This is a genomic window from bacterium, assembly GCA_020440705.1.
In the GTDB taxonomy this organism is placed as follows: domain Bacteria; phylum Krumholzibacteriota; class Krumholzibacteriia; order LZORAL124-64-63; family LZORAL124-64-63; genus JAGRNP01.
The window spans coordinates 20,105-28,050 of the sequence record JAGRNP010000044.1; the positions used below are offsets into that span (position 1 = coordinate 20,105).

Here is a 7,946-nt window from a genome sequence, read left to right on the forward strand (position 1 = left end):
CGGTCCCCGACTGCTCGGTACAGGGGATGAACAACCGGGCACGGTCCGACTCAAGAGGTCACGACGGGAAATTTTCGGCAGGGCTCCGCGACCGGGTCAGTTCGCGCCGGCGGGAGCGACCCCGAGATGGTTCGCCAGGGCCGCGGCCAGGATGTCCGACTGGATCGGCTTGGTGAGATGGTCGTTCATGCCCGCCGCGAGGCAGCGCTGGCGGTCGCTGGCCATGGCGTGGGCCGTCATGGCGAGAATCACCACGTGCGGATCGAGGACGCCCGAGTCGGCCGCGCGGATCGCGCGGGTCGCCTCGAGCCCGTCCATCTCCGGCATCTGCACGTCCATGAGCACCACGTCGTAGTGGCGCTCGCGCAGCGCCTCGACCGCGCCCTTGCCCGTGCCGACCACGTCGAACGGGTAGCCCAGCTTGGTCAGGATGAGACCGGCCACGCGCTGGTTGATGGGATTGTCCTCCGCCAGCAGCACGCGCGGGGCCTCGCCGTCGCGCAGGGGCGCCGCCGGCAGGTCCGAGGTCGCGGCAGCCGCTTCGGCGGCCACGTTCGCGCCGGCGCTCACCTGGTCGATCAGGTCATGCAGGCGCCGATGGCGGATCGGCCACGTGAGCAGGGTGGCGAAGCCGTGCTCCTCGAGACGGCCGCGGTCGAGACGGTCGCCCGGATCGGCCAGGAGCGCCCGGGGGAACGGCTCCCCGTCGGCGTTCGCCGCCAGCTTCTGCGACAGCTCGCCCGGGTCCTCGCGCCCCGGCAGGCGCCCGATGATGGCCAGCCCGAAGCGCCCATTGTGCTCGGCCAGGGCGGCGAGGGCCGAGGCCGAGTCGCGGGCCGACACCGTCTCGCAACCCATGTGGGACAGGAGTTCGCCCGTCGCGTCGTGTTCCAGGTCGCGGCACGAGACCACGAGCACCGGACGGCTCAGCCCGGCACCGGCCGCCTCGCGGCGCGGTTCCTCCACTACCCGGACCGGCAGCTCGAACCAGAACCTGGCGCCCTGCCCCTCGGTGCTCTCGCACCCGATGCAGCCGTCCATCAGCTCGACGAGCTGCTTCGAGATGGCCAGCCCCAGACCGGTGCCGCCGTAGCGCCGCGTGGTCGAGGCGTCCACCTGCGAGAACGACTGGAAGAGGCGGAACTGCTTCTCGAGCGGGATGCCGACGCCGGTATCGGAGACCTCCCAGCGCATGACGCCCCGTCCCTCGCCCTTGCGCACGAAGGACACCCGCACGGCCACCGACCCCCGGGACGTGAACTTGATCGCGTTGCCCACGAGGTTCAGCAGCACCTGCCGCACGCGCCCGGGATCGCCCGACACGTTCACCGGCACCTCCGACCCCACGACGCCGGCGAAGACGAGCTCCTTCTCGTAGGCCTGCCACCCGAGCATGTCGCCGATGTCGTCGACGACCTGGCGCGGCGCGAAGGTCACGTTCTCGAGTTCGAGCTTGCCCACCTCGATCTTGGAGAAGTCCAGGACGTCGTTGATCACGTTCAGCAGGGCGTTGGCGCTCGACTGCACCATCTCGCAGTACTCGGCCTGGTCCTGGTCGAGCTGGGTGTCGAGGAGCGCGCCGGTCAGGCCGATGACGCCGTTCAGGGGGGTCCGCATCTCGTGGCTCATGTTGGCCAGGAATTCCGACTTGGCCCGCGTCGCGGCCAGGGCCTGCTCGGTGGCGTCGCGCAGGCGATCCTCGACCCACTTGCGTTCGTCGATCTCGGCCTTCAGGTCGGCGGTGCGTTCGGCCACGCGGGCCTCGAGCTCGCGGGTGCGCCGGCGCATCAGGCGCGTGCGGTAGGCGTAGGCGCCCCACAGGACGGCCAGCACCGCGGTGACGGACAGGGCCATGAACCAGGGGGTCCGCCACAGCGGGGGCAGCATGGTCACCTGCAGGCGGGCCTCGTGCGGGCTCCACACGCCGTCGTGGTTGGTGGCCCGCACCCGGAAGACGAAGCGGCCCGGGGGCAGGTTCGTGTACGAGGCGTGGCGCCGGTCGCGCACGTGGTGCCAGTCGTCGTCGAAGCCCTCCAGCATGTAGGCGTAGCGGATGCCGCGGGGCGCCGCGTAGTCGAAGGCCGCGAACTCGAAGGTCACGACGCGGTCGCGCGGCTCCAGCGTGATGGCGTCGGTGCTGTGGATCGGCCTGCTCAGCAGCACGCGCCCGTCGGCGTCCGGCCCCACCGGCACGCTGCGGTTCAGCAGCTGCAGGTTGGTCACGGCCAGGCGCGGCTGCAGGGTGCTGTTGCGGATCTCCTCGGGCCGGAAGAGGGTCAGCCCGTTGATGCCGCCGAAGTACATGGTGCCGCTGGCGCCGAGGAAGCAGCTCTGGGAGTTGAACTCGTTGTCCTGCAGCCCGTCCGAGACGTCGTAGTTGTCGAACTTCTCCGAGCGCGGATCGAAGCGGCTCAGGCCCATGTTCGTGCTGATCCACAGGGCGCCGTCGGGCGCCTCGAGGATGCCGTAGATGGTCGGGTTGGGCAGGCCGTCCTTGACACCCCAGCGCCGGAACGTGCCCGACTCCTCGTCGAAGAGGTTCAGGCCGTTGCCGGTGCCGATCCACACGCCGCCACGGCTGTCCTCGGCGAAGCAGATGACCACGTTGTTGCTGATGGTGGTCGGATCCCGGGGATCGTGCCGGAAGACCCGCGATTCGCCGGTGCGCGGGTCGAAGCGTTCGAGGGTCTCGTACCACGTGCCGGCCCAGACGTAGCCGCGGCCGTCGGCGTGGACGGCCCGCAGCTCGGCGTGGCCGAGCCCGACCCCCGTGCTGTCGGCGCCGTGCACGATGAACGTGTCCGCGCCGGCCACGTACTCGAGCAGGCCGTTCATGGTCGCGAGCCAGACCTTGCCGTCCGGGCCCTCGCTGAAGCCGAAGAAGCGCGTCTGCGCGAGGAAGGGCTGGGCCGAACCCTCGCCGCCGTAGCGGAGGAAGCGGTCGTGGGCGAAGTCGTAGCGGCTCAGCCCGGACAGGTCGGACCCCAGCCACAGCTCGCCGCGGCTGTCCGACTTCACGAACGAGAAGGTCGCGGCCTGCACGCTGTGGCGGTCGTCCTTCACGGGCTTGTAGACGGTCATCTCGTGGGTCCCGACGTCGAAGCGGTGCAGGCCGTTCTCGGTGCCCACCCAGATGTCGCCGCCGCGGTCCTCGGCCACCGACCACACCGTCGGGTTGGTCAGCTTGCCCCGCTCGAGCGAGCCGACCGCCATGTGGCGGAACGCCTTGGCGTTCAGGTCGAGGATGCCGAGTCCCTTCTGGGTCGCCGCCCAGAGCAGGCCGCGGGCGTCGATGAAGAGGCCGTTGACGTTGTCGCTCACGAGGCTGCGCGGATCGAACTTGTCGTACTGCACGTGCTGGATCGCGCCGGTGCGCGTGTCGATGACGTTCAGGCCGCCGATCATCGTCGCCACCCAGATGCGGCCGTCGGGCGCCTCGGCCACGCCGGAGATGGCGCCTGCGGTGAGGGCGTCCGGATCGTCGGCGTCGGCCTTCCAGCGCCGGAACGTGCCGTGCGCCCGGTCGAGCAGGCACAACCCGTCGACCGTGCCCGCCCAGATCCGGTTGTGCGAATCGACGGCCACCCGGTACACCAGGTCGCTGCTCAGGGAGAGGGAATCGGCGTCGTCGTGGGTGAAGACCTCCGCGGGGCGCCGGTCGGGACCGAAGCGGACGAGCCCGCCCGAGGTCGCCGCCCACACGTAGCCGTCGTGGTCGACGGTCACGTCCCAGGTGTCGGTCGAGGGCAGCCGCACGTCGCCGGGGGTGTCCGGATCGAAGACCGTGACGCTCGAGTCGGCGGGGTCGAAGTGCAGGATGCCGCTCGAGGCCGTGGCCAGCCAGACGGTCTGGTCGGGGTGCACCTCCAGCGAGGCCACCTCATAGGCCTCGAGGGTCTCGCCTGCGGCCGGGTCGTAGCGGAAGTTGGTGAAGTCGCCGCTCGCCGGATCGTAGAAGCCGAAACCGGCGTCCTCGGTGCCGTACCACACGCGGCCCCTGCGGTCGACGTCGAGGCACCAGACGCCGTTGCCGGCGAGGCTGCGCGGATCGTCGAGGTCGTTGGTGAAGATGACGAAGCTCTCGCCGTCCCAGCGGTTCAGCCCGTCCTGGGTGGCCAGCCAGACGAACCCGTCCCGGTCCTGGACCACCGAGTTCACCACGCCCTGCGACATGCCGTCGGCCGGGGTCACGCGCCGGAAGCGGTAGCTGTCCGGGAACTCGGCCCACGCCGCCGTGGCCGTCAGGGCCCAGGCGAGCAGCAACAGACAGGCCGGACGGCCTCCTAAAGCTTGGCGTCCCAACGGTTTCAACGACACGACCTCTGAGCGGGAGCGGGTCCCCGGCCCTGGCGGCGGGGGTCTCCCTGGATTATCGGGCCGCTGCGGGGGGCCTTTAGCCCTATCGAATCGGTGGCCGATCTGGTCAGTCCGTTGGGGGACAACGAGAACGCCCGGCCGCGGGGCCGGGCGTCGTCGGATTGAAGGGGGCGGAGCGGCTCAGCCGCCCATCAGGCCCACGGCGGCGTCGGCCAGGGCCTTGAAACGCTCGAAGAAGAGGCCCAGAGCCAGGGTCGGGACAGCCAGGCAGGCCAGCACCGTGTACTGCAGCCAGTGGATCCTCAGCGGCGAGGTTTCGGCGCCTTCGGCCGGCCTGGTGAAGAACATGGCCTTGATGACCTTGAAGTAGTAGTACAGGCTGACCACGCTGTTCAGGGCGGCGATGATCACGAGCCAGAACAGCCACTGGTCCATGACCGCGGTGAACAGGTAGAACTTGGCGACGAAGCCCGCGAAGGGCGGCACGCCGGTCAGCGAGGCCAGGAAGACGGTCATCATCGCGCCCAGCCAGGGGGCCCGGAAGCCGATGCCCGCGTAGTCCTGCAGCTGCTCGCTCTTGAGGTGGTTGTTGATGGCCACCACGACGAGGAAGGCGCCCAGGTTCATGATCGTGTAGACCAGCAGGTAGAACAGGATCGAGGCCAGGCCGGCGCTCGTCAGCAGCACGAAGCCCATCAGGATGTAGCCCACGTGCGCGATGGAGGAGTAGGCCAGCATGCGCTTGACGTTCTCCTGCCGCAGGGCGACCAGGTTGCCGTAGGTCATGGTCACGGCCGACATCACGGCCACCAGCATGGGCCAGTTGATGTTCTGCACGAACTGCATGGCGTTGCCGTTGCTGCCGGCGAAGCTCGTGTAGAAGAGCCGGATCATCAGGGCGAAGCCGGCGGCCTTGGGGCCCACCGAGAAGAGGGCCGCGACCGGGGTCGGGGCGCCCTCGTAGACGTCCGGCGCCCAGTAGTGCAGGGGCACGGCGGCGATCTTGTAGCTCATGCCGACGAGCACCAGCACGACGACCACGAGCATCCCGAACTCGTTGACCTGCCCCGACATGAGGGCCGTGCGGATGCCGTCGAAATCGAGGCTGCCCGTCATGCCGTAGAGCAGGGACAGCCCGTAGAGCATGATCGCGCTCGAGACGGCGCCGAACAGAACGTACTTCAGCGAGGCCTCGGTGCTGCGCAGGCTCGTGCGCATGTAGCCGGCCATCACGTAGCTCACCAGGCCGACGCCCTCCATGGCCAGGAAGAGCATCAGCAGGTTGCGGGCCTCGGCCATGACCATGGTCGCCGCCGTCATCAGCACGACCAGGGCGTAGAACTCGCCCTTGTTCTCGCGCCGCGGCCCCATGATCTCCTCGCTCGTCCAGGCGAAGAGGACCGTCGCAAGACCCGCGAAGAGGAAGAGCAGCCGGAAGAAGATCGCGGTGCCGTCGACCACGATCATTTTGCCCATGATCGTGTGGGACATGTCGAAACCGTGGCCCGCTGCCGCGATCGCGTACGCCCCCGCGGTGGCCAGGCCGAAGACGGAGATCGCGAACGGCACCCAGATGCGCCGCCCGCGCACCACCAGGTCGCCGAGCAGGGCGAGCAGGAAGGTCCCGCAGAGGATCAGCTCCGGCAGCCAGTGGCGCAGGTCCGACCAGCTGGGAATGTTCAGATTCGTCAGTTCCATCGAGGAACGCTCCTCTTTCGGTTCACCGGGCCTAGCCGGCCACGACCTTGATCAGGTTGTTCAGCGTCACCTTCATCAGGTTCAGCACCGGCATCGGGTACACGCCCAGCAGCAGCACGATCACGCCGATGGGCACGAGCGTGAACATCTCGCGGGCGTTGATGTCGGGCAGCGAGTCCCACTTGTCGTTCTTCGGGCCGAGGAACACGCGCTGCAGCATCCACAGCACGTAGGCCGCGCCGATGATGATGCCCAGGGCGCTGATGATCGTGATCCCGCGGTACACCGGGAAGATGCCCATGAAGATCATGGCCTCGGAGACGAAGCCGCTCAGGCCCGGCAGGCCCAGGGCGGCGAAGAGCGCGAAGCTGAAGAAGCTGAAGTACAGCGGCATCTGCATGCCGAGACCGCCGAAGCCGTTGATCTCGCGGGTGTGGGCGCGGTCGTAGACGACGCCCACGCAGAGGAACATCATGGCCGTGATCGTGCCGTGGTTGAACATCTGGAGCACGGCGCCGTTGATGCCGGCGCTGGTCATGGCCGCCATGCCGAGCATGACGTAGCCCATGTGGGACACGGAGGAGTACGCCACGAGCTTCTTCATGTCCGACTGGGCCATGGCGCAGTAGGCGCCGTAGAGGATGTTGATGCAGCCGAGGATCGCCATGGTGTAGCTGAACCACACCGCCTGGTCGGGCAGCATCGGGTAGCTGATGCGCAGGATGCCGTAGGTGCCCATCTTCAGCAGCACGCCGGCCAGGATGACCGAGACGGCCGTCGGGGCCTCGACGTGGGCGTCGGGCAACCAGGTGTGGAACGGGAAGACCGGCACCTTGATGGCGAAACCGATGAAGAGCGCGATCCAGAGCAGGTGACGGATGTTCGTCAGCTGCAGCCAGTCGTTGTGGTTCCCCTGGTCGAACATGTGCAGCATGTTGAACGTGTGGCCGCCGGTGACCGGGTCGACCGTGTTCAGGTAGAAGGCGATCATCGCCAGCAGCATGAGCACCGAGCCGGCCAGCGTGTACAGGAAGAACTTGATGGCCGCGTACTCGCGCCGCGGGCCGCCCCAGATGCCGATCAGGAAGTACATCGGCAGCAGCATCACTTCCCAGAACACGTAGAAGAGGAAGAAGTCGAGGGCGCAGAAGACGCCGAACATGCCGGCCTCGAGCACCAGGAAGAGCGCGAAGTAGCCCTTCACCGACTTGGCGATCCCCCACGAGGCGATCACGCAGATGAACGACAGGAACGCCGTCAGGAGCACCATCGGCACGCTCAGGCCGTCGACGGCCATGAAGTACTCGATGTTGAAGCTCTTGATCCACGTGTAGTGCTCGACGAACTGGAAGCCCGCGGTGGTGCGGTCGAAGTTCACGAACAGCTGCACGGCCAGGATCAAGGGGACCGCGGCCGCGGCCGCGGCCACCGTCTTGATGACCTCTTTCCGTTCCGACGGAATGAAAGCGATCACAGCCGCCCCAATGACCGGGAAGAAGGTCATCCAGGAAAGAATGTGCTCACCCATGCGTGGCGCTCCTCTCGGGTTCGTAACCCGGACTCAGGTCAACCTAAAGGACTCGATAGATCAGGATCAGGACCAGGACCGAGGCGACGGTGTACGCGAGGTACGTCTGCACGCGTCCGGTCTGGATCCGACGGAAACCTTCGCCCGCCCCCTGCAGGACGGTGGCGACGCCGTTCACCGCGCCGTCGACGACGTACTTGTCGAACGTGCCCGAGACCGAGCTGACGATGCGCGTCAGGTAGCCCGTGCCGTTGACGATGCCGTCGATGATGACGCGGTCGAAGGCCGCCATCAGCCACGCCCACCACAGGGTGAAGCGGTAGATCGTGGCCGCGTAGAGCTCATCGAAGAAGTACTGGCCCTGCAGCACCCGGTAGGCGCCGCCCATGTTGGCCTGCATCTT

4 protein-coding genes are annotated in these 7,946 nt (G+C 67.9%); all 4 read right to left on the reverse strand.

What is annotated here, in order from left to right; genetic code table 11:
- Window positions 1-96: 96 nt before the first annotated feature.
- Complete coding sequence (locus KDM41_08580) at window positions 97-4,311, reverse strand: response regulator (GenBank protein MCB1183477.1); 4,215 nt, start codon at window positions 4,309-4,311, stop codon at window positions 97-99.
- 186 nt (window positions 4,312-4,497) lie between these two features.
- Window positions 4,498-6,015, reverse strand: coding sequence for an NADH-quinone oxidoreductase subunit N (locus KDM41_08585; protein ID MCB1183478.1), 1,518 nt, complete (start codon window positions 6,013-6,015; stop codon window positions 4,498-4,500).
- Window positions 6,016-6,046: 31 nt separating this feature from the next.
- Window positions 6,047-7,543 (reverse strand): NADH-quinone oxidoreductase subunit M, encoded by a 1,497-nt coding sequence (locus tag KDM41_08590; protein MCB1183479.1) that lies wholly within the window; start codon window positions 7,541-7,543, stop codon window positions 6,047-6,049.
- 43 nt (window positions 7,544-7,586) lie between these two features.
- A partial coding sequence (locus tag KDM41_08595; GenBank protein MCB1183480.1) for an NADH-quinone oxidoreductase subunit L occupies window positions 7,587-7,946 on the reverse strand: 360 nt, incomplete at its 5' end.